The organism is Streptomyces sp. NPDC002490 (genome assembly GCF_040296045.1).
Classification (GTDB): domain Bacteria; phylum Actinomycetota; class Actinomycetes; order Streptomycetales; family Streptomycetaceae; genus Streptomyces.
The window spans coordinates 46,014-69,576 of record NZ_JBEOWM010000005.1 but is presented as its reverse complement, the minus strand read 5'-3'; the positions used below and the strand labels follow the sequence as shown (position 1 = coordinate 69,576).

The 23,563-nt window shown below is 73.9% G+C and carries 22 protein-coding genes; 19 read left to right on the top strand and 3 right to left on the bottom strand.

The features are described from left to right. Nucleotides 1-36 precede the first annotated feature (36 nt). Both ABT092_RS04735 and ABT092_RS04730 read left to right on the top strand, forming a co-directional pair. Nucleotides 37-1,200 (top strand): cysteine desulfurase family protein, encoded by a 1,164-nt coding sequence (locus ABT092_RS04735; protein ID WP_351239773.1) that lies wholly within the window; start codon nucleotides 37-39, stop codon nucleotides 1,198-1,200. A gap of 78 nt (nucleotides 1,201-1,278) precedes the next feature. Beyond that, nucleotides 1,279-1,752: a hypothetical protein gene (locus ABT092_RS04730; protein WP_351239771.1), complete on the top strand. Its 474-nt coding sequence runs from the start codon at nucleotides 1,279-1,281 to the stop codon at nucleotides 1,750-1,752. Nucleotides 1,753-1,768: 16 nt separating this feature from the next. Here ABT092_RS04730 and ABT092_RS04725 read toward each other — a convergent pair whose 3' ends face one another. Further along, the gene (locus ABT092_RS04725) at nucleotides 1,769-2,569 is read right to left on the bottom strand and encodes a GNAT family N-acetyltransferase (protein WP_351239769.1); all 801 of its coding nucleotides are present in this window, start codon (nucleotides 2,567-2,569) and stop codon (nucleotides 1,769-1,771) included. Nucleotides 2,570-2,654: 85 nt separating this feature from the next. Next, entirely contained in the window at nucleotides 2,655-3,374 is a 720-nt protein-coding gene (locus ABT092_RS04720) for an N-acetylmuramoyl-L-alanine amidase (RefSeq protein ID WP_351239767.1), read from the bottom strand. A gap of 59 nt (nucleotides 3,375-3,433) precedes the next feature. Between ABT092_RS04720 and mnmA the strand changes: the two genes are divergently transcribed. The 10 genes from mnmA to ABT092_RS04670 all read left to right on the top strand — a co-directional run bounded on the left by mnmA (nucleotide 3,434) and on the right by ABT092_RS04670 (nucleotide 15,205). After that, nucleotides 3,434-4,555, top strand: coding sequence for a tRNA 2-thiouridine(34) synthase MnmA (gene mnmA, locus ABT092_RS04715; RefSeq protein WP_351239765.1), 1,122 nt, complete (start codon nucleotides 3,434-3,436; stop codon nucleotides 4,553-4,555). A gap of 45 nt (nucleotides 4,556-4,600) precedes the next feature. Then, nucleotides 4,601-5,140 carry an LOG family protein gene (locus ABT092_RS04710; RefSeq protein ID WP_351239763.1) on the top strand — a complete coding sequence of 180 codons (540 nt, stop codon included), beginning with the start codon at nucleotides 4,601-4,603 and terminating at the stop codon, nucleotides 5,138-5,140. A 67-nt stretch (nucleotides 5,141-5,207) separates the two neighbouring features. Beyond that, nucleotides 5,208-5,909: an SDR family oxidoreductase gene (locus ABT092_RS04705; RefSeq protein WP_351239761.1), complete on the top strand. Its 702-nt coding sequence runs from the start codon at nucleotides 5,208-5,210 to the stop codon at nucleotides 5,907-5,909. A gap of 121 nt (nucleotides 5,910-6,030) precedes the next feature. Beyond that, complete coding sequence (locus tag ABT092_RS04700) at nucleotides 6,031-7,026, top strand: methionine synthase (protein WP_351239987.1); 996 nt, start codon at nucleotides 6,031-6,033, stop codon at nucleotides 7,024-7,026. Nucleotides 7,027-7,043: 17 nt separating this feature from the next. Further along, a complete protein-coding gene (ligA, locus tag ABT092_RS04695; protein ID WP_351239985.1) occupies nucleotides 7,044-9,236 on the top strand; it encodes an NAD-dependent DNA ligase LigA in 2,193 nt (730 codons plus the stop codon). Between the two features lie 259 nt (nucleotides 9,237-9,495). Beyond that, nucleotides 9,496-11,718 (top strand): putative bifunctional diguanylate cyclase/phosphodiesterase, encoded by a 2,223-nt coding sequence (locus ABT092_RS04690; RefSeq protein ID WP_351239759.1) that lies wholly within the window; start codon nucleotides 9,496-9,498, stop codon nucleotides 11,716-11,718. 352 nt (nucleotides 11,719-12,070) lie between these two features. Then, on the top strand, nucleotides 12,071-12,478 hold the full coding sequence (locus tag ABT092_RS04685) for a hypothetical protein (RefSeq protein WP_351239757.1): 408 nt from the start codon (nucleotides 12,071-12,073) through the stop codon (nucleotides 12,476-12,478). A gap of 32 nt (nucleotides 12,479-12,510) precedes the next feature. Further along, the gene (locus tag ABT092_RS04680; RefSeq protein WP_351239755.1) at nucleotides 12,511-13,305 is read left to right on the top strand and encodes an ATP-binding cassette domain-containing protein; all 795 of its coding nucleotides are present in this window, start codon (nucleotides 12,511-12,513) and stop codon (nucleotides 13,303-13,305) included. Further along, a complete protein-coding gene (locus ABT092_RS04675; protein ID WP_351239753.1) occupies nucleotides 13,302-14,597 on the top strand; it encodes a hypothetical protein in 1,296 nt (431 codons plus the stop codon). Before ABT092_RS04680 ends, ABT092_RS04675 begins: the two co-directional genes overlap by 4 nt. Beyond that, nucleotides 14,594-15,205: a hypothetical protein gene (locus ABT092_RS04670; protein WP_351239751.1), complete on the top strand. Its 612-nt coding sequence runs from the start codon at nucleotides 14,594-14,596 to the stop codon at nucleotides 15,203-15,205. The genes ABT092_RS04675 and ABT092_RS04670 overlap by 4 nt, the downstream gene beginning before the upstream one ends. Nucleotides 15,206-15,224: 19 nt before the next feature. Here ABT092_RS04670 and ABT092_RS04665 read toward each other — a convergent pair whose 3' ends face one another. Further along, a complete protein-coding gene (locus tag ABT092_RS04665) occupies nucleotides 15,225-15,830 on the bottom strand; it encodes a GNAT family N-acetyltransferase (RefSeq protein WP_351239749.1) in 606 nt (201 codons plus the stop codon). Between the two features lie 211 nt (nucleotides 15,831-16,041). Between ABT092_RS04665 and ABT092_RS04660 the strand changes: the two genes are divergently transcribed. The 7 genes from ABT092_RS04660 (at nucleotide 16,042) to ABT092_RS04630 (ending at nucleotide 23,534) form a co-directional block, all read left to right on the top strand. Continuing rightward, nucleotides 16,042-16,635 (top strand): hypothetical protein, encoded by a 594-nt coding sequence (locus tag ABT092_RS04660; protein WP_351239747.1) that lies wholly within the window; start codon nucleotides 16,042-16,044, stop codon nucleotides 16,633-16,635. A 122-nt stretch (nucleotides 16,636-16,757) separates the two neighbouring features. Beyond that, entirely contained in the window at nucleotides 16,758-17,054 is a 297-nt protein-coding gene (gene gatC / locus ABT092_RS04655) for an Asp-tRNA(Asn)/Glu-tRNA(Gln) amidotransferase subunit GatC (protein WP_023538474.1), read from the top strand. Nucleotides 17,055-17,059: 5 nt separating this feature from the next. Further along, a complete protein-coding gene (gatA, locus tag ABT092_RS04650; protein WP_351239744.1) occupies nucleotides 17,060-18,562 on the top strand; it encodes an Asp-tRNA(Asn)/Glu-tRNA(Gln) amidotransferase subunit GatA in 1,503 nt (500 codons plus the stop codon). 56 nt (nucleotides 18,563-18,618) lie between these two features. Next, on the top strand, nucleotides 18,619-18,798 hold the full coding sequence (locus tag ABT092_RS04645; RefSeq protein ID WP_351239983.1) for a hypothetical protein: 180 nt from the start codon (nucleotides 18,619-18,621) through the stop codon (nucleotides 18,796-18,798). Between the two features lie 14 nt (nucleotides 18,799-18,812). Further along, the gene (gatB, locus tag ABT092_RS04640; RefSeq protein ID WP_351239742.1) at nucleotides 18,813-20,324 is read left to right on the top strand and encodes an Asp-tRNA(Asn)/Glu-tRNA(Gln) amidotransferase subunit GatB; all 1,512 of its coding nucleotides are present in this window, start codon (nucleotides 18,813-18,815) and stop codon (nucleotides 20,322-20,324) included. Between the two features lie 362 nt (nucleotides 20,325-20,686). Continuing rightward, nucleotides 20,687-22,930: an MMPL family transporter gene (locus ABT092_RS04635; protein WP_351239740.1), complete on the top strand. Its 2,244-nt coding sequence runs from the start codon at nucleotides 20,687-20,689 to the stop codon at nucleotides 22,928-22,930. 43 nt (nucleotides 22,931-22,973) lie between these two features. Then, complete coding sequence (locus ABT092_RS04630) at nucleotides 22,974-23,534, top strand: GNAT family N-acetyltransferase (protein ID WP_351239738.1); 561 nt, start codon at nucleotides 22,974-22,976, stop codon at nucleotides 23,532-23,534. Nucleotides 23,535-23,563: the final 29 nt, after the last annotated feature.

Here is a 23,563-nt window from a genome sequence, read left to right as displayed (position 1 = left end):
GCACCCCCGAACCGGGCTCGTAGAATCGTCCCCACCATGGCCTACCTCGACCACGCCGCGACCACTCCGATGCTGCCGGAGGCGATCGAGGCGATGACCGCCCAGCTGACCGTCACCGGAAACGCCTCCTCGCTGCACGCCGCCGGCCGCCGGGCCCGGCGCACCGTCGAGGAAGCCCGCGAGACCCTCGCCGCCCAGCTCGGCGCCCGACCCAGCGAGGTGGTCTTCACCTCCGGCGGCACCGAGGCCGACAACCTCGCCGTCAAGGGGCTGTACTGGTCCCGCCGCGACGCCGACCCGGCCCGGGTCCGCGTCCTGGCCAGCCCCGTCGAGCACCACGCCGTCCTGGACGCCGTGCACTGGCTCGGCGAGCACGAGGGCGCCACCGTCGAGTACCTGCCCGTCGACGGGTACGGCCGGGTCGATCCGGAGGACCTGCGCGCCGCGCTCGTCCGCAACCCGGCCGACGTGGCGCTGGTGACCGTGATGTGGGCCAACAACGAGATCGGCACCGTCCAGCCGGTGCGGGAACTGGCCGCGGTGGCCGCCGAGTTCGGGGTGCCGATGCACGCCGACGCGGTCCAGGCCGTCGGACAGCTCCCCGTCGACTTCGCGGCGAGCGGGCTCGCCGCGCTGACCGTCTCCGGCCACAAGATCGGCGGCCCGTACGGGATCGGCGCCCTGCTGCTCGGCCGGACCTGGACGCCGGTGCCCGTGCTGCACGGCGGCGGCCAGGAACGGCACGTGCGCTCCGGCACCCTGGACGCCCCCGCGATCGTGTCCTTCTCCGTCGCCGCCCGCATCGCCGCCGAACGACAGCCCCGGTTCGCCCGGGAGGTCGGCGCCCTGCGCGACGCACTGGTCCGCGCGGTGCGGGAGGCGGTGCCCGACGCCGTCCTCGGCGGCGACCCGGTGGACCGGCTGCCCGCCAACGCCCACTTCGCCTTCCCCGGCTGCGAGGGCGACTCGCTGCTGCTGCTGCTCGACGCCCAGGGCATCGAGTGCTCCACCGGCTCCGCCTGCACCGCGGGCATCGCCCAGCCCAGCCACGTCCTGCTCGCCACCGGCACCGATCCGGACCTGGCCCGCGGCACCCTGCGCTTCTCCCTCGGGCACACCTCCACCCCCGAGGACGTGGCGGCCGTGGCCCGGGCCATCGGCCCGGCCGTGACCCGGGCCCGCAGCGCCGGTCTGACCTGACGGCCCCTCCGCGTCCCCGCCGCACGGGCGCCGGACCCGGCCCGGTCCGGCGCCGGCGCCCGTGCTTGGATACGGCGCATGGACGACTCCCCCCGGCTGTGGATCACCCCGTTCGCCCCGCTCGACGCCGAACGCCCGGAGGTGCTCCTCGCCCTGGACCGCACCTCCACCGACCCGGGCGAGCAGACCGCCTGCGCCCTCCTCGACCGGGGGCACGAGGGTGAGGAGGGCGTCTTCTACCTGCTGGCCGAAGACCTCTCGGCCCGCTACGCACGCACCCGCGGACGGCTCGACGTCACCCTGCTGACCGGCCGGGACCGCCCGGTCCGCGACCTCGCCGCCCTGGAGTCCGACCCCCTGGACCCGACCCGGGCCGTCCTGTTGCGCCGGTCGGTCGCCACCGACTTCCAGCCGGCCGAGGACGACGGCGAACCGCAGCCCGTGCTGCTGGTCGACCACGTCGACCCGGTGGGTTCCCCGGCGGACCTGGCCGCCCTGTTCACCCGGGGCGAGGCGGGCGTCGCAGTGGTGCCCGCCGTGCACCACCCGTAGCGCCGACCGGGGCCGCTCAGTCCCCGAGGGCGTAGAAGCGGATCGGCGAGTTCGGGGCGAGCCCGATCCGCCGGTACACCGGGGCGCCCGCCTCCGTCGCGTGCAGCACCGCCCGGGTCAGACCGGTCGCCCGGGACGCCTCGTACAGCGCCTTGCGGGTGACCGCCTCGCCGTAGCCCCGGCGCTGCCACCGCGGGTCCGTGGCCACCAGCGCCACGAACAGTCGACCCGCCTCCTCCACCGCGCCGGCGCAGGCCACCGGCTCCCCCTCGCGCAGCGCCAGGTAGGCGTACGCCCCGTCCGTCCACAGGGCGGACCCGCTGAGCCCGTCGCGCACGTCCTGCGGGGGGAACCCGTAGGCCCGGGCGTTGAGGTCCGCGTACGCCGCCAACTGCTCCTCGGTGCGCACCCGGGCGAAGGTCAGGTCGCGGTGGGCAGGCTCGGGCAGCGGCAGCACGTCACCGGCCATGCCCGCACCGGAGAAGGCGTGCCGCAGCCCCGCCCGCTCCGCGGCCGGCTCCAGCGCGGCGCGGGCCGACCCGTCGAGCAGGTGCTCGAAGAGCCAGAGGAAGCCCGGGCGCCGCTTCATCCGCATGACCGCGGCGGCCCCGTCCAGGCGCCGGGCGAGGAGTTCGGCGTCCGCGCCCCGCTCGGTGAGGGCGACGCAGTTCCAGAAGGGGAACCCGGATTCGGCCCAGCGGACGGCGAGACCCGGCAGGTCGCGCACGTCCGCCGCCGCGTCCCGGTCGAGCACCGCCCGCCGCCAGACCGCGGCGAGTTGTTCCGACGATTCGACGGACTGGGCGTGAAGGTCCAAGGCGACTCCCGTAGTGGTGGGTGGAGCGGGTCCTCGACCGGTCAACGACGCGGCCCGCCCCGGCCAGCCCCGCTTCCCGGCCGGCTCACCGCGCGGCGCGGGCGGCCGGCGAGGACGGCGGGGCCGTGGGCGCGGACTCCAGCCGCTTCACCTCGGCCCGCACCAGCGGCACGTACCGCTCCCAGTCCCAGTGCGGTCCGGGATCGGTGTGGGTGGCACCGGGCACCTCCACGTGCCCGATCACGTGCTCGCGGTCCGGCGGTATGTCGTACCGGACGCAGATCCGCGCCGCCAACCGGGCCGAGGCGGCGTACATGGGGCCCGTGAACGACGAGGGGCGGTCCACCCAGCCCTCGTGCTCGATCCCCACGCTGCGCTGGTTGTAGTCGCGGTTGCCCGCGTGGTACGCCACGTCCAACTCCCGGATCATCTGCGTGACGTGCCCGTCCTTGCGCACGACGTAGTGCGCCGCGGCCCCGTGCCCCGGGTCCTGGAACGCCCGCACCGCACTGTCGAAGCCGCCCTGCGTGACATGGACGACCACCCGGTCGATCCGGAAGTCGTCGGGGCGGTCGGCCCGCCGCCAGTTCGCCGCGGACGCCGCCACCCAGCGGGCGCCCGTGAAGTCCACCTCGCCCGCCACCCGGGGCCGGGACACCCCCGGGGCGCGCCACCACAGCCGCGCCCACTCGTCCCGGAAGCCGACGCCCGCCCCGACCACGGCGAGCCCGCCGCCGACCAGCAGCCCGCGCCGCCCGATCCGCGGCCCCTGCCCCGGTGCCCGCCGCTCTCTCTTTTCCGCCACGGGAACCACAACGCACACCCGCGGGCTTCGGTTCCCGGGCCCCGTACCCTGGAGGGGTTATGACTGAGACCCCGCAGCGCCCCCTCCGTGTCCTGGCCGCCATGTCCGGCGGCGTGGACTCCGCCGTCGCCGCCGCCCGAGCGGTGGAAGCCGGGCACGAGGTGACCGGCGTGCACCTCGCGCTCTCCGCGAACCCGCAGTCGTTCCGCACCGGTGCGCGGGGCTGCTGCACCATCGAGGACTCCCGCGACGCCCGGCGCGCCGCCGACGTGATCGGCATCCCCTTCTACGTCTGGGACCTCGCCGACCGCTTCCGCGAGGACGTGGTGGAGGACTTCGTCGCGGAGTACGAGGCCGGCCGCACCCCCAACCCCTGTCTGCGCTGCAACGAGAAGATCAAGTTCGCCGCGCTGCTGGACAAGGCGCTCGCGCTCGGCTTCGACGCGGTGTGCACGGGCCACTACGCCCGGGTGGTCACCCTGGCGGACGGCGCCCGGGAGCTGCACCGGGCCACCGACGAGGCCAAGGACCAGTCGTACGTCCTCGGGGTCCTCGACGCGCGGCAGCTCGCGCACGCGCTGTTCCCGCTCGGGGACACCGAGACCACCAAGGACGAGATCCGGGCCGAGGCCGAGCGCCGCGGCCTCGCCGTGGCGAAGAAGCCCGACAGCCACGACATCTGCTTCATCGCGGACGGGGACACCCAGGGCTTCCTCGCCGCCCGCCTCGGCACGGCGGAGGGCGACATCGTCGACGAGTCCGGGACGAAGATCGGCACCCACGACGGCGCCTACGGCTACACCATCGGCCAGCGCAAGGGCCTGCGCATCGGCCGCCCCGCCGCGGACGGCAAGCCCCGCTACGTCCTGGACATCTCCCCGGTCACCAACACCGTCACGGTCGGCCCGGCCGCCGCCCTCGACGTCACCGCCCTGACCGCGGTGCGGCCCCGCTGGTGCGGCACCGCACCCAGCGGTCCCGCCGGCTACACCGCGCAGCTGCGGGCCCACGGCGGCGAGTGCGCGGTGACGGCCGAGGCCGTCGACGGGGAGCTGCGGGTCCGCTTCGCCGAGCCGGTGCGCGGGGTCGCGCCGGGCCAGGCGATCGTCCTCTACGACGGCACCCGGGTGGTCGGCTCCGCGACCATCGCCACCACCGAGCGGGCCGCCGTCCACGCCTGACCGGCACCCTGTCGAAGGCGTGGCGACGGCCCGTACGGTGGGCCCATGAACATCTGCGTCTTCCTCTCCGCGGCCGACCTCGACGAGAAGTACACCGGTCCCGCCCGGCAGTTCGCCGAACTCCTCGGGCGGGGCGGGCACACCCTGGTGTGGGGCGGCTCGGACAAGGGCCTGATGAAGGTCGTCGCCGACGGGGTGCAGCGGGCGGGCGGCCGACTGCTGGGGGTCTCGGTGGAGTTCCTCGCCGAGTTCACCCGCCCCGGTGCCGACGAGATGGTCATCGCGCCCGACCTCGCCGCCCGCAAGGCCACCCTGCTGGAGAAGGCGGACGGCATCGTGGTCCTGGTCGGGGGGGTGGGCACCCTGGACGAGGCCACCGACATCCTGGAACTGCGCAAGCACGGGCACCACGCCAAACCCGTCGTGGTCCTCAACACGGCCGGCTTCTACGACGGTCTGCGGGAGCAGTTCCGGCGCATGGACGAGGAGGGCTTCCTCCCGCTGCCGCTGACCGAGCTGGTGTTCTTCGCGGAGGAGCCGGTGGGCGCACTGGCCCACCTGGAGGAGTCCTTCGGCACCCGCTGACCGCCCCGGGCGACCGGCGCCGGTCCGTCCCGGCGGGCGGCCCGAGCGGTACGGGCCGGGTGCGACGATGGGGCCCATGGCAATTCACGTGATCACCGGGGCCGGCTCCGGCATCGGCGAGGCCGTGGCGCGGCGGCTGCACGCCCGCGGCGACGACCTCGTCCTCCTCGCCCGCGACGCGGGCCGGGCCAAGGAGCTCGCCGCCCGGTTCCCCGGCTCCCGCACCCTCGTCGGCGACCTGGCCGACCCGGAGAAGCTGTCCTGGGCCTTCTCGCACCAGACGCTGCCCGACCGGGTCGACTCGCTGATCCACAGCGCCGGGGTCATCGACCTCGGCCCGGTGGGCGAACTGACCCCCAAGACCTGGCGCCACCAGCTCAACGTCAACCTGATCGCGCCCGCCGAGCTGACCCGGCACTTCCTGCCCCAGCTCCGGGTCACCCAGGGGCACGTGCTCTTCGTCAACTCCGGCTCGGGGCTGCGGGCCCGCGCCGACTGGTCGGCGTACGCCGCCTCCAAGCACGGGCTGCGCGCCCTCGCCGACGCCCTGCGCGAGGAGGAGCAGGCGGGCGGGGTCCGGGTGACCTCCGTCTACCCGGGCCGCACCGCCAGCGCCATGCAGGCCAAGGTGCACCAGCAGGAGGGCCGGGAGTACGACCCGGCCCGCTGGAGCGACCCGGAGACCGTCGCCACCACCGTCCTCACCGCCCTGGACCTGCCCCGGGACTCGGAGATCAACGACCTCTCGGTGCGTCCCGCCGTGCGCTGAGGCCGCCGGCCGCCCGGGTCCGGCCGCCCGGGTCCGGGCGGTCTCGTAGGCTTCCGGGGTGAGCAACCACGACAACCCGGCGACCACGGCGGCCCCGTCCCACGCGGCGGACCCGAAGGCCCTGCTGCCCAGCCCGGCCAGCGGCGTCGGCTCGATGCCCGGCGAGGACGCCCTGGAGGCCGTCAAGACCGTCGTCGGCACCTTCGGCGACGGCCAGGGCACCCCCCACCTCCCGGAACTGCCGGCCCGCGGGCCCGGCGCCGACATGATCGGCCGCACCGCGGGACTCCTCGTCGACCTGTACGCCCGGGTGGAGCCCAGCGGTTGGCGCATCGGCGACCGGCCCGGCCGGGACACCCGCCGCGCCCACGCCTGGCTGCGCCAGGACCTCGACGCCCTGGAGGAGTACACCCAGGGCTACGAGGGGCCGCTGAAGCTCCAGGTGGTGGGCCCGTGGACGCTCGCCGCGGCGCTGGAGCTGCGCGGCGGCGAGGTGGCCCTGTCCGACCCGGGGGCCTGCCGCGACCTCGCCGGATCGCTCGCCGAGGGCGTGCGCACCCACCTCGCCGAGGTCGCCCGCCGGGTGCCCGGTGCCCGGCTGGTCCTCCAGTACGACGAGCCCTCGCTCACCGCGGTGCTCCGCGGGCGGATCCGGACCGCGAGCGGCTACCGCACCCACCGGGCGGTGGACCGGCAGGCCGTGGAGGGGGTGCTCCGCGAGTTGTTCGCCGTCCACGACGGGCCGGTCGTGGTGCACTCCTGCGCCCCCGACGTGCCGTTCGCGCTGCTGCGCCGGGCCGGCGCCGACGCCGTCTCCTTCGACCTCTCCCTGCTCACCGAACGTGACGACGAGGTGATCGGCGAGGCCGTCGAGTCCGGTACCAAGCTGTTCGTCGGTGTCGTGCCCGGCACCGACGCCCCGTTGTCAGACCCGGCCGGTAGCGTCGGGGGCGTCAGGACGTTGTGGCGCAGGTTGGGGCTGAGTCCGGGGCTGTTGAGTGACGTGGTCACGCTCACCCCGGCCTGTGGTCTCGCCGGCGCCTCGCCGGAGTACTCCCGGCGGGCGCTGGCCCACTGCGTCCGGGCGGCGACATCCCTCGCGGACGACCCAGAGTGACCAACGGGAGGACCGACGTGGTCGGCGAAGAGCACGAAGAGAACGGACCGCTGACCGCCGGGGTGCGGGAGCGGCACGCGCGGCTGGCCGAGGAGGTCGAGGAGCACCGCTTCCGGTACTACGTGAAGGACCAGCCGGTCGTCAGCGACGCCGAGTTCGACCGGCTGATGCGGGAGCTGGAGCTGCTGGAGGAGGAGCACCCCGAGCTGCGCACCCCCGACTCGCCCACCCAGCGGGTCGCCGTCGCCTACCAGACGGACCTCGCCGAGGTGGAGCACCTGGAGCGGATGCTCTCCCTGGACAACGCCTTCGACGACGAGCAGTTGTCCGCCTGGGCGGAGCGCATCGCCCGGGACGTGGGCACCACCGACTACCACTACCTGTGCGAGCTGAAGGTCGACGGCCTGGCCGTCAACCTCACCTACGAGAACGGCGTCCTCACCCGCGCCGCCACCCGCGGCGACGGCCGCACCGGCGAGGACATCACCCCCAACGTGCGCACCATCGCCGAGATCCCGCACCGCCTGCACGGCGAGGACGTACCGGCCCTGGTGGAGGTCCGCGGCGAGGTGTACTTCCCCATGGCCGCCTTCGAGGAGCTGAACGAGCGCCGGGTGGCGGCGGGCGAGAAGCCCTACGCCAACCCCCGCAACTCCGCCTCGGGGTCGCTGCGCCAGAAGGACCCCAGGGTCACCGCGACCCTTCCGCTGCACATGGTGGTGCACGGCATCGGGGCCCGCGAGGGGCTGGAGATCGGCCGGCTCTCCGAGGCGTACGAACGGCTCCGCGCCTGGGGGCTGCCCACCGCCGGTCACACCAGGGTCGTCGACTCGATCGAGGGCGTGCGGGAGTTCATCGCCCACTACGGGGTCAACCGGCACTCCATGGAGCACGAGATCGACGGCGTGGTCGTCAAGCTCGACGAGATCCCCCTCCAGGGCCGGCTCGGCTCCACCTCCCGCGCACCCCGTTGGGCCATCGCCTGGAAGTACCCGCCGGAGGAGGTCAACACCAAGCTGATCAACATCCGGATCGGCATCGGCCGCACCGGCCGGGCCACCCCCTACGCCCAGGTGGAGCCGGTGGTGGTGGCGGGTTCGGAGGTCGAGTTCGCGACCCTCCACAACCAGGAGGTCGTCAAGGCGAAGGACGTCCGGGTCGGCGACACGGTGGTGCTGCGCAAGGCCGGGGACGTGATCCCGGAGATCCTCAGCCACGTCCCCGAGCTGCGCGACCCCGAGGCGCCGCCCTTCGAGATGCCCACCGAGTGCCCCGAGTGCGGCACCCCGTTGAAGGCGATGAAGGAGGGCGACATCGACCTGCGCTGCCCGAACGCGGCGGGCTGTCCGGCCCAGCTGCGGGAGCGGCTGTTCTACCTCGCGGGCCGCAAGTCGCTCGACATCGACCACTTCGGCTACGTGACGGCCGCCGCCCTCACCCAGCCCCTGGAGCCGGCCGAGCCCCCGCTCGGGGACGAGGGCGACCTCTTCGACCTGACGATCGAGCAGTTGCTGCCGATCAAGGCGTACGTCCTCGACCCGGACAGCGGGCTGCCCAAGCGCGATCCGGAGACGGGCGAGGAGAAGGTCGTCACCGTCTTCGCCAACCAGGAGGGCGAGCCCAAGAAGAACGCCCTGGCGATGCTGGAGAGCATCAAGGCGGCCAAGGAGCGCCCGCTCGCCCGCTTCCTGACCGGCTTGTCGATCCGGCACGTCGGCCCGGTGGCGGCGGCCGAGCTGGCCCGTGAGTTCCGGTCCGTGGACCGGCTCGCCGAGGCCACCGAGGAGCAGCTGAAGGCCACCGACGGGGTCGCGGGCACCACGGCCGCCGCCGTCCGGGAGTGGTTCGCCGAGGAGTGGCACCAGGAGATCGTGCGCAAGTGGAAGGCCGCCGGCGCCCGAATGGAGGACAGCTCCGCGGGGGAGGACGAGGGACCCCGTCCACTGGCGGGCCTGACCGTCGTGGTGACCGGCACCCTGGCCCGCCACACGCGTGACGGCGCCAAGGAGGCCCTCCAGCAGCTCGGCGCCAAAGTGACCGGATCAGTCTCTAAAAAGACTGCGTTTGTCGTCGTGGGCGATAACCCGGGATCGAAGTTCGATAAGGCAATGCAACTAAAAGTGCCGGTCCTGAACGAGGAAGGCTTTGCCGTCCTTCTGGAGCAGGGCCCGGACGCGGCCCGGGAAGCAGCTCTCCCCGTCGAGGAGTAGACCAAGAACAGCCAATGCCGGGTCCCTCGTACGGCCCCGTGTGGACACCCGTTCGGCGCATATCAGATGGTTAGGGTTGGCCCGGTCGCATTCGGGCAACCGCCGCCGACGGCTGCCCCTCGACGGGGTCGGCAGCCTACTGTTGGGAGAAGCGCCTGCCGTGCCCCGCTGCGTGGCGGGTCATCAGACGCGGATGCCGACGGTCGTGCACGGCGGGCCGAGGCGACGCGCGAGCACCGCCGGCTGTGAGAGGGACGGAATGGAATCGAGCGAGAGGGCCGCCCCGGACGCGGGCGTGCGCGCCCGTCGCATCCCGCGCGCCTGGCTCACCGGCCGCCGGACGCCGCACCGAGCCGACGACCGCACCGGCCGGCCGGGCGAACTCCGCCCGCCCGACCTCCGCCCCCACCCCCAGGCCACCGACCAGGGGGCGGCGCGCGGCGCCTGGCCGGTCCTCGCCCGCACCGTGGTCGCGGTCGCCGCCGTCGTCCTGGGCCTCGGCGCCTGGAGCGCGATCAGCGGCAACCGCGCCCTGTTCCCCTCCGGCACCGCCGGCTGGTCGCTGGCCCTGCTCACCGGTCTCACCGTGGGCCACCTGGTCGCCCTCGGCCGCGGTCGCTGGTGGGGCGCCACCGGTTCGGGCTCCGCCCTCACCCTCGCCGTGCTCCTGCTGTACGGGTGGATCCCCGCCGGCATGGTCAGCCTGACCGTCGTGGTGCTCGTCGGCGTGGCCCGTTGGGGACGCTGGCGCCAGGGATTACTGCACGGTGCCGTCGACGTCCTGGGCATCGGCGCGGGCGCCCTGTTGCTCGCCGCCTGCGGGGTGGTCCCCACCGTGGAGCAGCCCTGGCACCCCGACTCCTGGGACTTCTCCACGATCCCCGAGGTCGTCCTCGCCGCCGCGGCCTACCTCACCGTCACCCGGCTGTTGCTCTGGTACCTCCACACCCCCAATCCGGCGGGCCTGCCGACCGTCGCCCGCACCGCCCTGGTGCGGCAGTCCCTGGTCGGCGCGGCACTGCTCGGCATAGCCCCGCTGATCTGCGTGGTGGCGGTGGCGATGCCGGTGCTGCTGCCGCTGTTCGTGGTGCCCCTGGTCGCCCTGGACTCCACGCTGTGGATCGCCCGGGCCCGCGCCGAAGAACAGCTCCGCGACCCCCTCACCAAGCTGCCCAACCGTCAGTGGCTGCTGGAACGCACCTGGGCCGCCATCGACGAGGCCGACCGCATCGACGCGCGGTCCGCACTGATGCTGATCGACCTGGACCGGTTCCGTTCGGTCAATGACACGCTCGGTCATCTGGCGGGTGACCGCTTGCTCCTCCAGATCGCCGACCGCCTCCGGCTCGCCCTGCCCCGCGGAGCCGAGGCGGCCCGCCTCGGCGGCGACGAGTTCGCCGTCCTGCTGCCGGCCGTCGAGTCCGTCACCTCCGCCACCCGCGTCGCCCGCTCCGTGGTCACCGCCCTCGGATCGCCCCTCGACCTCGACGGCCTCACCCTCGTCCTGGAGGCCAGCGCCGGGCTCGCCATCTTCCCCGAGCACGCCGACGACGCGGAGGGACTGCTGCGCCGCGCCGACGTCGCCATGTACCAGGCCAAGCGGGACCGCACCGGCGTGGAGGTCTACGAACCCAAGCGGGACTCCAACACCCCCGACCGGCTCGGCCTCCTCGGAGACCTGCGCCGCGCCCTCGACACCGGAGACGTCCAGCTCCACTACCAGCCCAAGGTCCGCTTCGACGGCCAGGTCGCCGGCCTGGAGGCGCTGGTCCGCTGGGTGCACCCGGAGCGCGGCCGGGTCCCCCCGGACGAGTTCATCGCCATCGCCGAGTCCTCCGGCCTGATGCCCCACCTCACCGAGTACGTCCTGGAGACCGCCCTGGCCCAGGTCGCCCGCTGGCGCGCCCAGGGCCTCACGGTCCCCGTCGCGGTCAACGTCTCGCCCCGGGACGTCCACACCCCCGGCTTCGCCGGCGCCGTCGCCGGCCGCCTCGCCCGCCACGGGGTGCCCGCCGGCGCCCTCCAACTGGAGATCACCGAGCACGTCCTCCTCGAAGACCCGCAGCGCGCCGCCGACACCCTCGCTGGACTCGCCGGGCACGGGGTGAAGATGTCCCTGGACGACTTCGGCACCGGCTACTCCTCCCTGGTCCACCTCCGTCGGCTCCCGGTCAGCGAGTTGAAGATCGACCGCTCCTTCGTGGCCCGCCTCGCGGTCGACACCGAGGACGCCGAGATCGTGCGCTGCACCGTCGACCTCGCCCACTCCCTGGGCCTGCTGGTCGTCGCCGAGGGCGTGGAGGACGACGAGACCTGGGAGCGCCTGCGGGACCTCGGTTGCGACGCGGTGCAGGGCTGGCTGGTCGCGGCCGCGATGCCACCGGAGGAGGCCACCGCCTGGCTGCTGGCCCGTGGTGCCCGCGGCTGGCAGCGCCCCCGTGCCGTCGCCCCCGCCCCCCTCCCGGCCGTCGAGACGGACTGACCCCGGGGCCGGGTGCGGGCGGGTCCCCCCGGCCCGCACGCGCTTCGGCGTCCCTGCGGGCGGGGCGCGCCCCTTGGCAAGTGGGTTTACGGCGCCCGTACCCGTGAGACTCGGCCATGTCGCACCGGGGCGGCCCGTTCCGGAACGGAACGTTCCCGCAGTGCGGGCAAGGGCAGCGGGCCCCTTGCGCCCCAGAAGTAGTTGGGCGCTGCAACCACCTCTTCAAGCCATTTGATGACACGTGTGACTTCCGTCTCTCCGGGGCGGGTTGGGCCCGACCTACGATGATCGCGACTCGTGTGAATCTCGAATACGAGATCAATTCACGGAAACGAATGATGGGGGAAACATCATGTTGCTCACGCCCCGCCGCATAGCGGCGACGACCCTCGCCGCCGCGCTGGCACTTCCCGTCGGCATCGCCGCCGCCGGTGAAATCAGCGGCAGCCGGCTGCCGTTCTCGATCGCGACCTCCGGAAGCCAGGAGGACGGCAACCGTTGGAGCGGACCCGGCTCCAACCGCGTCCGTGCCTGCGGCGACGTTCCGACGTCGGACCTGAAGACGTTCAGCGCCTACGTCTACCAGGACCGGTCGCTCCTGCCCGACCCGCAGATCGCGTCGACCTCCCGGAACTACTCCAGTGGGTACGGTTGTGGTGCCTACAAGAGCACCAGCACCGGCAACAAGTACTACACCAAGGCCACCTGGGCGGGCGTGCCCGGCAGCCGTGCCTACGGTTTCGTGGCCGCCGAGAACTAAAAAACCAGGAAAAAGTGACCGTCGACAGTGACATGACCACGACCGGTGTGACGCCGGTCGCGTCCGTCGAGGGCGCCACGGTCCGCTACCGGACCGTGGTCGCCCTCGACGGCGTCCACGCCGAGTTCCGCTCCGGCACCACCGCCCTGCTCGGGCCGAACGGAGCGGGCAAGACCACCCTGCTCTCCCTGCTGAGCACGGCCCGCCGCCCCGACGAGGGCACCGTGACCCTGCTCGGCGAGCCGGTGCGGGGCCGGTCCGGCGTCCGCGCCGTGCGGGAACGGGTCGGCGTGCTGCCCCAATCCTTCGGCTACTACCCGCGCTTCACGCTCCAGGAGTTCGTGGAGTACGCGGCCTGGCTGCGCAAGGTGCCCGCCGGGCAACGGCGCGACCGGGTCCGCGAAGCCCTGCACCTGGTGGAGTTGGAGAAGTACGCGGACCGGCGCATGTCCGCGCTCTCCGGCGGCATGCTCCGCCGGGCGGGCATCGCCCAGGCCGTCGTCAACCGTCCGGACCTCGTCCTGCTGGACGAACCCACGGTGGGTCTGGACCCCGCCCAACGGGTCGGGTTCCGCACCCTCATCAAGGACTTGGGGGAACGATCCGCCGTGGTGCTGAGCACCCACCTCGCCGAGGACGTCGCCCACGTCTGCGAACGGATCCACGTCCTCCTGGAGGGCCGGGCCCGCTTCAGCGGCACCGCCGCCGAACTCTGCGGACGGGCCCCGGGGCACGACGGGACGGCACTGGACGGCCCGGCGGTGGAAGCGGGCTACCTGGCCGTGGTCGGCCAGGGCACCGGGGAACAGGGGAGCGAACGACCGTGACGCGTGTGCTGTGGCACGAGATGCGACGGGGCGAGGCGGGCAAAGCGGCCGCCCTGTGCGCGGTCGCCGGTCTCTGGTACCTGCTCTCCGGCGACCCGCAGACCAACGACTGGGCGGGCTGGTGGAACCAGACGAGCCTGGTCGTCCACGTCTTCGGCGTGATCGTCATGGGCTCCCTGATGGCCGCCGCCGCTGCCTGGAGCGCCAGCCGCGCCCAGCGCACCCGGGCGCACCTCTGGGCGGACACCACCCCCCGCGGCGGCTGGTCGCAGGCGCTGCTGGTGGGCGCCGCGGCATGGCTGTGGGCGCTGCTGGTCACCGCCCTGCTGGCGGCCGTCGCCTTCCACCGCACGGCCCAGATCAGCGAGGTCACCCGGCCGGCGTGGACGCCCCTGCTGCTGACCCTGGCGGTGATCGGGGTGCAGATCGCGGTCGGCGTCGCCGCCGGCACCCTGCTGCCGTCCCGGATCATCGCCCCGGCCGTCGGCGCCTTCTGGTACCTGGTGTTCCTGCTGACCGCCTTCGCGCCCGACCTGCCGCTGGTCCGGCTGCTGCCGGCGATCGACAGCCACTGGGACGTCGCCCACCAGCCGAACACCGTGCGCCTGCTCCTCGCGACCGCCTGGTGCGCCGCGGCGGCGCTCGCCGTCCTGGCCCTGCCCGCGCTGGCCCGCCGCACGGCCCCGGCCCCCGGCCCGCTGGTCGCGGTACCGGTCGCGGTGGCGGTGCTGGCCGCCGGCACCCTGCTGTTCCTGCGACCCGCCCCCCACTCCTTCTGGGCGGTCCCCGCGCCGCAGCCGGCGGAACCCGTCTGCGTCACCGAAGGCCGCACCGAGACGTGCCTGTGGCCCGACAACCGGCACCTGCTGCCCCAGGCCCGCACCGCGACCCGCACCGTCGACGAGGCCCTCGGCGACCTCCCCGGGTTCCGCCGTGCCTTCCACGAGGTCGGCTTGGCCCCGCGGGGCACCGGCAGCGCGGAACTCCCCCTCGCCCGGCCGGCGGTGGACGCGCGGACCCTCACCGAGTCGCTGCTCGTCGCCGCGCTGCCGCAGCCGCCGCAGGGCTGCGGGCCGCACCTGCTGGACGAGGCCGGCGGCATGCCCGACGCCTACCTCCTGGAGGCGGCCGTCCAGAGCCGGGCGAAGATGCCACCGGCGTACTACGGGGAGGACTTCGGCGCCGCCCTGGGTCGGGTGCTGGAGGCGCCGGCCGCCAACCGGGACCGCTGGCTCGGTGCCGCCGCGCACGCCGTCGGCTCCTGTCGTCCCGTCCCCCCGCTGCCCCGGTGAACCCCGCCGTCGCCTTCGCGCGCACTCGCGAACTGCCGCGCGCCGCGCTCGTCGCGCTGGTCCTCGCGGTGGCCGCCTCGGCGCTCACCGAGTCCCGGGTGGGCTTCCCCGACGTCCGCTACCTGGTCGACTACAGCGTGCCGGTGGCCGCGCTGGTGCCCGTCGCCCACGCCGTGGTGCTGGCCACCACCCTCCACTCGCCGATGGCCGACCTGGAGCGGCACGCGGCCCAGCCGATGGCCCTGTACCGCCGGCTGCACGTGGTGGCGCTGACCCTGTTCGCCCTCCTCCTGGCCGCGCTGCCGCTGGCCTTCGGCCTGCCCACGGAGGTCTTCACCACCTCGGCCCGCAACGCCGTGGGCCACCTCGGCCTCGCGGTGATCAGCGCCCGGTTCTTCGGCAACGGCATGGCCTGGCTGCTCCCGCTGGGCACCTTCGGCCCGACGCTGCTGCTGGGCGTCCGCGCGGACAACACCCCCGAGTGGTGGGCCTGGGCCATCCACGGCCCGTCCGCCGGCGGGGCCGCCGCGGTCGCGGCCGTGCTGTGGCTGGTGGCCCTCCTGCTGCCCGGCGGGCCGCCCCGGGCCGAGGAGCGGGGCGCGGTCTGAGGGCCCCGGGCGGGGACCGTCAGCGGTCGGCTCGGGGGCGCGGCTCGCGCCACATCGACCACAGCACCGGCCCGCCCCCGGGCAGCGGCACCTCCTCCCGGACGGCGAAGCCGAAGTGTTCGTAGACCGGGATGTTGGACTCCTGGGAGGACTCCAGGTACACGGGGTGCCCGGTCGCGTCCGCCTTCGCCAACCCGGAGCGCAGCAGCGCGCCGCCCTGTCCGAGGCCCCGGACGGCGGGGTCGGCGCCGATCAGGGCGAGGGACCAGTGCGGCTCCCGGGGCGCGTGCGCGGCGGCCGTCTCGACGGCCGCGCGGAACGCGCCGGCCCGGTCGCCGAGGAGGCCCAGCAGGGTCCCGACGGTCTCCTCGTCAGGAACGGCCCGAGCCTGCTCCGGCGGCACCCAGAAGGCCGCCGCGCCACCGGTGCGTTCGCACACCCCGTTGTGGAGGTACTGGCCGGTGAAGAGCACCGTGAAGTACGTGACCAGGGACGCCTCCCGCGAGGACGCCTCGGGAAAGAACCAGCCCATCATGGGGTCGTCCTGGAAGGCCCGCGCCAGGGAACGGCTGATCGGTCCCGCGTCATCGGCGGTGGCCGGGGCGGGGGTGTGCGTCGTCGACATGGGTGCATTCTGCATCTATGGATCTTGGTCGGCGGCACCGGGGCCGGTCCGCCCACCCGCGGCGCCAGCGACCCCGGCCACCGGCAACCGGGCGGCCGTGAGGAGGAACTACGATCGGGGCCCGGTCGCTGCGGGCACCGGTTGACGGTTCCCTCGGACGCGGAGCCGGACGCCCCCCCCGCAGCCCGACACCAGGGAGCACGCAAGCAGCATGCGAGAGCCGTTGGCTGACATCGCCCGGGCCGCCCTCCGGCTGGGCCGACCGCCGCACGACCGCGCGGCGGTCCGCCGTTCCGAGCCGGAACCGGGTGCTCCCCTGGTCGCCGACGTGTGGATCAGCGGCGACCTCGGGTTCGTCCTCCTCCTGCACCGCAGGGACGACGGGCAACTGGCCGAGGAGTTGTACCACTCCCTGCGGGGCGAGGACGGCGTCTGGGCGCGCCCGGACCACCTCGGCGGCGGGGTCGTCGGCGCCGAGATCGCGGACCCCGCCGTCCTGCGGGTGGTGCTCGCGGGGGCGCCGATGGCCGTGGTCGCGGAGTCCGAGTCCCTGATCGACACTCCGGACGGGGACGACGGGGCGCTGGCGCACGTGTGGGAGGTACTGCTCGGCGACGAGGTCGACCTCGTCGAGGTCGAGCGCTCTCCACCGGCCGCCTCCGGGACGTCGACGTCCTCCGCCGGCCGGCTGGCGCTCGTCGTGCTCCTGCCCGGTGAGCGGGCGCGCCTGCACGCCCTGCGGCGGGAGGACGGCAGGCCCGTCCGGCTCGGCGACCCGCTGGAGCTGCGCCACCCCGAGCGGTGAGCTCCCGTCCGCACGCAGGGGAGCCCCCGGGCCCGTGCGTGCGGACGGGGGTTTCGCGGGGACGGGGTCGGGCCCCATAGGATTGGGCCAAAACCCATTACTCACCCCTAGAGGATCGCCGCATGCCTGGCATCACGCGCGAGGAGGTCGCTCACCTCGCCCGGCTGGCACGCCTGGAGCTGAAGAGCGAAGAACTCGACCACTTCGCCGGTCAGCTCGACGACATCATCGGCGCGGTCGCCCGCGTCGCCGAGGTCGCCGACCAGGACGTCCCGCCGACCTCCCACCCGCTGCCGCTGACGAACGTCATGCGCGCGGACGAGGTCCGACCGTCGCTCACCCCCGAGCAGGCGCTGTCCGGCGCCCCCGCCCAGGAGCAGCAGCGTTTCAAGGTCCCGCAGATCCTGGGGGAGGACTGACCGCCATGGCCGACCCGAACAGCATCATCAAGCTGACCGCCGCCGAGACGGCGGCGCGCATCGCCTCCGGCGAGCTGACCGCCGTCGAGGTGACCGAGGCCCACCTGGCCCGGATCGAGGCCGTCGACGAGAAGGTCCACGCGTTCCTGCACGTGGACCGCGAGGGCGCCCTCGCCCAGGCCCGCGCGGTGGACGCCAAGCGCGCCGCCGGCGAGGAACTGGGGCCGCTCGCGGGCGTGCCGCTGGCGCTGAAGGACATCTTCACCACCCGGGGCGTGCCGACCACGGTCGGCTCCAAGATCCTCGAAGGGTGGATCCCGCCCTACGACGCGACCCTCACCAAGAAGCTGAAGGCCGCGGACGTCGTCATCCTCGGCAAGACCAACATGGACGAGTTCGCCATGGGGTCCTCCACCGAGAACAGCGCCTACGGGCCGACCGGCAACCCGTGGGACCTGACCCGCATCCCGGGCGGCTCCGGCGGCGGTTCCTCCGCGGCCCTCGCCTCCTACCAGGCGCCGCTGGCGATCGGCACCGACACCGGCGGCTCCATCCGCCAGCCCGCGGCCGTCACCGGCACCGTCGGCGTCAAGCCGACGTACGGCGGGGTGTCCCGCTACGGCATGGTCGCGTTCTCCAGCTCCCTGGACCAGGGCGGCCCCTGTGCCCGCACGGTCCTCGACGCGGCCCTGCTGCACGAGGTCATCGGCGGCCACGACCCGCTGGACTCCACCTCCATCGACGCCCCGGTCCCGCCGGTGGTCGAGGCCGCCCGCAACGGTTCGGTGGCGGGCATGCGGGTCGGCGTGGTGAAGCAGTTCCGCGGCGAGGGCTACCAGGCCGGCGTGGTGCAGCGCTTCGACGAGTCGGTGGAGCTGCTCAAGGAACTGGGCGCCGAGATCGTCGAGTTGGACTGCCCGTCCTTCGACCTGGCGCTGTCGGCGTACTACCTGATCGCGCCCTCCGAGTGCTCCAGCAACCTGGCCCGCTTCGACGCCATGCGCTACGGCCTGCGGGTCGGCGACGACGGCGACCACTCCGCCGAGGAGGTCACCGCGCTCACCCGTGAGGCGGGTTTCGGCGACGAGGTGAAGCGGCGCATCATGCTCGGCACCTACGCGCTCAGCTCCGGCTACTACGACGCGTACTACGGCAGCGCCCAGAAGGTCCGCACGCTGATCACCCGGGACTTCGAGAAGGCGTTCGAGCAGGTCGACGTGATCGTCTCGCCGACGACGCCGACGACCGCGTTCCCGATCGGGGAGCGGGCCGACGACCCGATGGCGATGTACCTCGCCGACCTGTGCACCATCCCGACCAACCTGGCGGGCAACGCGGCCATGTCGCTGCCCTGCGGCCTCGCCCCGGAGGACGGCCTCCCGGTCGGCCTCCAGATCATCGCCCCGGCGATGCAGGACGACCGCCTCTACAAGGTCGGTGCCGCCGTCGAGGCCGCCTTCGTGGAACGCTGGGGTCACCCGCTGCTTGAGGAGGCACCGTCACTGTGAGCGCACTGTCCAAGGCCAAGGGCTTCAAGAAGTCCAAGTCCGGCACCTACCTGTCCATGGCCACCACGGCGTTCGGCGCGGTGAGCATCGTCAAGCAGGCCCGCAAGGCCCGCTCCGAGCACGACACGCTGCGGCTGGTCGACGCCGCCGTGTCCGCCGCCGCCATCGTCACCGGACTGGCGATCCTCTACCGGGAGCTGAAGCGCCTCGGTGACGACGACGTCCTGCTGGGCTGAGAGGGAAGTTCCACGTGACTGTCACGACCGACCTGGTGTCGTACGAGGACGCCCTCGCGTCCTACGACCCCGTCATGGGCCTGGAGGTCCATGTCGAGCTGGGCACCAGGACCAAGATGTTCTGCGGCTGCTCCACGGAGCTGGGCGCGGAGCCCAACACGCAGACCTGCCCCACCTGCCTCGGCCTGCCGGGTTCCCTCCCGGTCGTCAACGCGACCGGCGTCGAGTCCGCGATCAAGATCGGTCTCGCGCTGCACTGCGAGATCGCCGAGTGGTGCCGCTTCGCCCGGAAGAACTACTTCTATCCGGACATGCCGAAGAACTTCCAGACCTCCCAGTACGACGAGCCCATCGCCTTCGACGGCTACCTGGACGTCCAGCTGGAGGACGGCGAGGTCTTCCGCGTGGAGATCGAACGCGCCCACATGGAGGAGGACACCGGCAAGTCGACGCACGTCGGCGGTGCCACCGGCCGCATCCACGGCGCCTCCCACTCGCTGCTCGACTACAACCGCGCGGGCATCCCCCTCATCGAGATCGTCACCAAGCCGATCGTCGGCGCGGGCGAGCGGGCCCCCGAGGTCGCCAAGGCGTACGTCGCCGAGCTGCGCGAGCTGATCCGGGCCCTCGGCGTCTCCGAGGCCCGGATGGAGATGGGCCAGATGCGCTGCGACGTGAACCTGTCGCTGCGCCCGCACGGCCGGGAGAAGTTCGGCACCCGCAGCGAGACCAAGAACGTCAACTCGCTGCGGTCCGTGGAGCGGGCCGCCCGCTTCGAGATCCAGCGCCACGCGGCGGTCCTGAACGAGGGCGGCGCCATCGTCCAGGAGACCCGCCACTTCCACGAGGACACCGGCTCCACGACCTCCGGCCGGATCAAGGAGGAGGCCGAGGACTACCGGTACTTCCCGGAGCCCGACCTGGTGCCCGTGGCCCCCGCCCGCGCGTGGGTGGAAGAGCTGCGCACCACCCTGCCCGAGCTGCCCCGGGTGCGCCGCAACCGACTGCGCGAGGAGTGGGGCGTCTCCGAGCACGACATGCAGTCGATCCTCAACGCGGGCGCCGTCGACCCGATCGCCGCCACCATCGAGGCCGGGGCCGACTCGGCCGCCGCCCGCAAGTGGTGGATGGGCGAGCTGGCCCGCAGCGCCAACGAGTCCGGGCGGGCCCTGGACGAGCTGCCGATCACCCCGGCGCAGGTCGCCCGGGTGGCGGAGCTGGTCGCGGGCGGTGACCTCAACGACAAGCTGGCCCGGCAGGTCATCGAGGGCGTCCTCGCCGGCGAGGGCACCCCGGACGAGGTCGTGGAGGAGCGCGGCCTGAAGGTCGTCTCCGACGACGGCGCACTCACCGCGGCCGTGTCGGACGCCATCGCCCAGAACCCCGGCATCGCGGAGAAGATCCGCGGTGGCAAGGTCCAGGCGGCGGGCGCCCTGGTGGGGGCCGTCATGAAGGCGACCCGCGGCCAGGCGGACGCGGCCCGGGTCAAGGAGCTGATCCTCGCCCAGCTGGGTGTGGAGGGCTGACGCAGGCGACGAGGGCGGTCCCGGGGTTCCCGGGGCCGCCCTCCGGCGCGTCCGGAAGCGTCCCGAGCCCGGCCCCACCGGTTCTGTGAGGAGAACCACGAACCGGTCCAACGATCACCCGATCCTGCGAGAGTGGCAGCGGTCCATCCGTGTCGTCCGGGGCGTGCGCGGTCCTCCGCGCGGACGCGTCCCGAGCGCGGGGCACCCGCGTGCGCCCGCGCCGACACGCCGTTCTCGCGTTCTTCCCGGCGGCTCCGGAGCGCCCGCGGACCACCGTGGGCGCTCCGGATCCTGCCGCGCGCCCCCACCGGGGCAGCGGCTCCTCCCGCGGAAGGCCGACCCAGCACCCCGGGAGCCCCACGGTGGCAGCACTCGCACGATGGTGCGTCCGGCACCGCCTCCTGGCGGTCCTGCTCTGGCTGCTCACCCTCGGCGCCACTGCGAGCGCGGCGGCCCTGGCCGGCTCCGCGTACTCCACCGACTACGAGGTGCCCGGCACCGAATCGGGTCGGGCCACCGAACTCCTCGCCCGGGGCTTCCCCGGCGTCGTCGGCGAGGGCGGCACCATCGTCTGGCACACCGAGAACGGCACCGTGCGCGCCGCCGACGTGGAACGGACCATGACGCGGACCCTGGACGAGGTCGCCGAGCTGCCGGCCGTCGCCGCCGTCACCGGCCCCTACGGCGAGGGGCCCGCGCAGGCCGACCGGATCAGCGCGGACGGCCGCACCGCCTACGCCACCGTCACCTTCGACCGCCCCGTGGGCGACCTCACCGCGGCCGACGCCCGCTCCGTCGTCGACACCGCCGCGCAGGCCGCCGGTGACGGCCTGCGCGTCGAGCTCGGCGGCAGCGCCGTCGCCCTCACCGAACCCCGCGGCGGCCTCCTCGCCGAGACCGTGGGCGTCGCCGTCGCGGCCGTGGTGCTGTTCCTGGTCTTCGGCTCCCTCGCCGCCTCCCTGCTGCCGATAGCGACCGCCCTGGTCAGCGTCGGCACCGCCTACGCGGGGACCGTGCTGCTCGGGCACGCCATGACCGTCGCCGACTTCGCCCCGATGCTCGGCATGCTCATCGGCCTCGGCGTCGGCATCGACTACGCGCTGTTCGTCGTCACCCGGCACCGGCAGGGACTGCGCCGTGGCCTCCCGGTCGGGAAGGCCGTCGAGGAGGCCGTCGCCACCACCGGGCGCGCCGTCGTCTTCGCCGGCGCCACCGTCTGCATTGCCCTGCTCGGCATGCTCGTCCTGCGACTCGGGTTCCTCAACGGGGTCGCCATCGCCGCCTCGCTGACCGTCGTCCTCACCGTCGCCGCCTCCGTCACCCTGCTGCCGGCCCTGCTGTCCTGGATCGGCCCGCGCGCCCTCGGCCGGCGGGAGCGCCGCCGACTCGCCGAGCAAGGTCCCGAACCGGAGACGGGCACGCCCCCGCAGGGGCTCGCCGCCCGCTGGGCCGCCTTCGTGGAACGGCACCCCAAGAAGCTGGGCGTCCTCGCCCTCGCCGCCGTCACGGTGCTCGCCCTGCCCACCCTCTCGCTCCGCCTCGGCACCTCCGACCAGGGCAACAACCCGGAGTCCGCCACCACCCGCCAGGCGTACGACCTGCTCGCCGAGGGCTTCGGTGCCGGCGTCAACGGCCCGCTCACCCTGGTCGGCGAGGTGCACGGGGCGGCGGACCGGGCCGCCCTGGCGGAACTCGCCGAGGCCGTGCGGGGCACCGAGGACGTGGCTTCGGTCAGCCCCGTCACCTACGCCCCCGACGGGGACACCGCCCTGCTCACCGTCATCCCCGAGTCCGCCCCCCAGTCCCAGCGGACCAGCGACCTGGTGGACCGGCTGCGCACCGAGGTGCTGCCGCGCGCGGAGCAGGGCACCGCCCTCGACCTGCACGTCGGCGGGGTCACCGCCGGCTACGACGACTTCGCCGCGCTCATCGTCGGCAAGCTGCCCCTGTTCGTCGGGGTCGTCGTCGCCCTGGGCTGCGTGCTGCTCCTGCTGGCCTTCCGCTCGATCGGCATCCCGCTCAAGGCCGCCGCCATGAACGTGCTCGCCGTCGCCGGGGCCTTCGGGGTCGTCGTCGCGGTGTTCCAGTGGGGGTGGGGGAGCGACCTCCTCGGTCTCGGCCGGGCCGGCCCCATCGAACCCTTCCTGCCCGTGATCATGGTGTCGGTGCTCTTCGGGCTCTCCATGGACTACCAGGTCTTCCTGGTCAGCCGGATGTACGAGGAGTGGTTGGCGACCCGGGACAACCGACGGGCCGTCCGGGTCGGCCTCGCCGAGACCAGTCGGGTGATCAACTCCGCCGCGGTCATCATGATCGCCGTCTTCCTGGCGTTCGTCCTCACCGGCGACCGGGTCATCGCCATGTTCGGCATCGCCCTGGCCGCCGCCGTCGCCCTGGACGCGTTCGTGCTGCGCACCCTCCTGGTACCGGCCCTGATGCACCTGCTCGGCAGCGCCAACTGGTGGCTGCCCCGCTCCCTGGACCGGATCCTGCCCCGGATCAGCATCGAGCGGCCCCGGCAACCCGTCGCCGCCGACGGCGGACGTGCGAGGATTCCGGGGCGGCGCGAGGAGCACCGGTCCGCCCGAGCCGGGGCGGACGCCTGACCAGCGGCGCCGCACCACCCGCACCACGACGAGGGGAAGCACCGTGTACGCGAGGGAACTGGACGGGAACGGGGCACGACTGCGTCCCCTGGAGCCCTGGCACGCCGAGGAGTTCCTGACCCACCTCGACCGGGGGCGCGACTTCATCGGGCAGTACATCGCCTTCGGCGCCGGGGTCCACGACACCGACGCCGCCCGGGCCCTGCTCCGCTCGTACGCGGACAAGCGCGCGGCCGACAGCGGCAGCCTGCACGGCATCTGGATCGACGACGCCCTCGTCGGCGGACTGCTCTTCCGGACCTTCGACGCGACCACCGGCAACTGCGAGATCGGCTGCTGGCTGGAGCCCGCCGCCACCGGACGCGGCCTGGTCACCCGGGGCGCCCGCGCCCTGCTCGACTGGGCCTTCGAGGAGCGCGGCATGCACCGCGCGGAATGGGTCACGGCCGCCGCCAACGAGCCGAGCCGCCGGGTCGCCCAGCGGCTCGGCATGCACCGCGACGGAGTCCTCCGCGAGAGCTACCCCTACCGGGGGGTGCGCCACGACATGGAGGTGTGGTCCGTGCTGGCTCCGCAGTGGCGCGCGGCACGGGGGAACGGCTAGCGACCGCAGCCCCGTACCCGTCTCCTCAT

Bases quoted from the DNA above. Each gene is read 5' to 3' on its own strand.
- gatC (WP_023538474.1), top strand. From the start codon at position 16,758: ATGCCTGGCATCACGCGCGAGGAGGTCGCTCACCTCGCCCGGCTGGCA.
- ABT092_RS04735 (WP_351239773.1), top strand. From the start codon at position 37: ATGGCCTACCTCGACCACGCCGCGACCACTCCGATGCTGCCGGAGGCG.
- gatA (WP_351239744.1), top strand. From the start codon at position 17,060: ATGGCCGACCCGAACAGCATCATCAAGCTGACCGCCGCCGAGACGGCG.
- ABT092_RS04710 (WP_351239763.1), top strand. From the start codon at position 4,601: ATGAACATCTGCGTCTTCCTCTCCGCGGCCGACCTCGACGAGAAGTAC.
- ABT092_RS04685 (WP_351239757.1), top strand. From the start codon at position 12,071: ATGTTGCTCACGCCCCGCCGCATAGCGGCGACGACCCTCGCCGCCGCG.
- ABT092_RS04645 (WP_351239983.1), top strand. From the start codon at position 18,619: ATGGCCACCACGGCGTTCGGCGCGGTGAGCATCGTCAAGCAGGCCCGC.
- ABT092_RS04705 (WP_351239761.1), top strand. From the start codon at position 5,208: ATGGGGCCCATGGCAATTCACGTGATCACCGGGGCCGGCTCCGGCATC.
- ABT092_RS04690 (WP_351239759.1), top strand. From the start codon at position 9,496: ATGGAATCGAGCGAGAGGGCCGCCCCGGACGCGGGCGTGCGCGCCCGT.
- ABT092_RS04680 (WP_351239755.1), top strand. From the start codon at position 12,511: ATGACCACGACCGGTGTGACGCCGGTCGCGTCCGTCGAGGGCGCCACG.
- ABT092_RS04660 (WP_351239747.1), top strand. From the start codon at position 16,042: ATGCGAGAGCCGTTGGCTGACATCGCCCGGGCCGCCCTCCGGCTGGGC.
- ABT092_RS04730 (WP_351239771.1), top strand. From the start codon at position 1,279: ATGGACGACTCCCCCCGGCTGTGGATCACCCCGTTCGCCCCGCTCGAC.
- ABT092_RS04665 (WP_351239749.1), bottom strand. From the start codon at position 15,830: ATGTCGACGACGCACACCCCCGCCCCGGCCACCGCCGATGACGCGGGA.
- mnmA (WP_351239765.1), top strand. From the start codon at position 3,434: ATGACTGAGACCCCGCAGCGCCCCCTCCGTGTCCTGGCCGCCATGTCC.